Origin of the sequence: Streptococcus mitis (assembly GCF_001579035.1) — a bacterium.
In the GTDB taxonomy this organism is placed as follows: Bacteria; Bacillota; Bacilli; order Lactobacillales; family Streptococcaceae; genus Streptococcus; species Streptococcus mitis_J.
Window position 1 is genome coordinate 46,974 of the sequence record NZ_KQ970288.1, and the last position, 1,212, is coordinate 48,185.

Here is a 1,212-nt window from a genome sequence, read left to right on the forward strand (position 1 = left end):
CGAAGGTTTTACCATTTTCAAGGTAAGGAAGGTCATCTGATACTGAGGCCTTGACCTTATATATCTTACCATCAACTTTAAAGAAGTAGACGGTGTCGCCCTTGATAACAGCTGATTTGAGGTCTGCTACCACACCCTTGATGCTTTCTGTTGTTTCATTATCAATTTCAAGGTCGTTTTTATTGGCGTACTTGCTGAGTAGCTCTTCCACTGTCGTAGCTACGATAACATTTTGGTACTCGACTGCGTCTACCAAAGCGTACTCTTTGACCAAGCCCGCATTGTCCTTCAAGCCCATGATATACAGAGGCTTGTCATTGAGGTTGATGAGGATTGGGAAGGTTGCCTTGTAGGATTTCTCCTGAACAGCACCTTCGGCTGATTCACGGGCTGATTCTTCGGTCGCAGAAGCCAAGCTATACTTAGTGATTTCCCCTGTTCGCATATTTTCAAGAATGAAACCAAGATTACTTTCATCCGCATTGGCCGATGTCACACCTGTGTAGAGGTAGATGTCATTACCGATAGACAAATAATTATATCCCTTGGTAGTTTGGGTCACGTTTTTCTTGGAAATCATGGCATTCCAGAAACCATCCTTGTACTTGCCGTTGTAGTTGATTTGCTCAATGGTTTCCTCAGCTGGATAAACCCTGTCCACCCACTCTGGAACATCTGCCAAGCTGTATTCTTTGGTTTCTCCATTTGTAGCATCCAAGATAATGACTGAAACAGGACGAGGAACCGCAAGCCCAAATTGCTTTTGGTAAACCGTTGCTACATAGAAAGGATTGCCCTCATCGTCCACCTCAAAAGATGGAGTCTTGAAGATTTTAGTTGGGTACTTCAAGCGCAGGTGACGCTTGACATCACGGTTAAAATACTCCGAGTCTGAATATTTGATTGGTGTCTTCAAGTCTACCAAGTCTGCATTCCCGGTTACCATATCCACCTTAATATATTCGCCGATTCCCTTGGCCTGATTATTAAACCACTTGATAGGGTCTGCGTATTCTAAGGGTGTAACCCGATAAGGCTTCCCATCAATTGTCAATTGAGTATAGGTATCTGCCGCTACGTATTGCGACACCTTATCCGTTAGGGAACCCAAGTAGCGGTCACCAATTTTTTCAGCAGTACTTCTATCTAAAATAGGAACCTTTCTGGTGTCAGTCTTAGGAAATTCAGTAAAGTCTTTTTCCGTCACCGTAA

Annotated in this window: 1 protein-coding gene; it reads right to left on the reverse strand. The window is 43.5% G+C overall.

Annotation, left to right across the window (positions count from 1 at the left end):
* The coding region (locus SMIDD26_RS06400) for a hypothetical protein (protein ID WP_246746976.1) at positions 1-1,212 on the reverse strand (1,212 nt) is incomplete at both ends.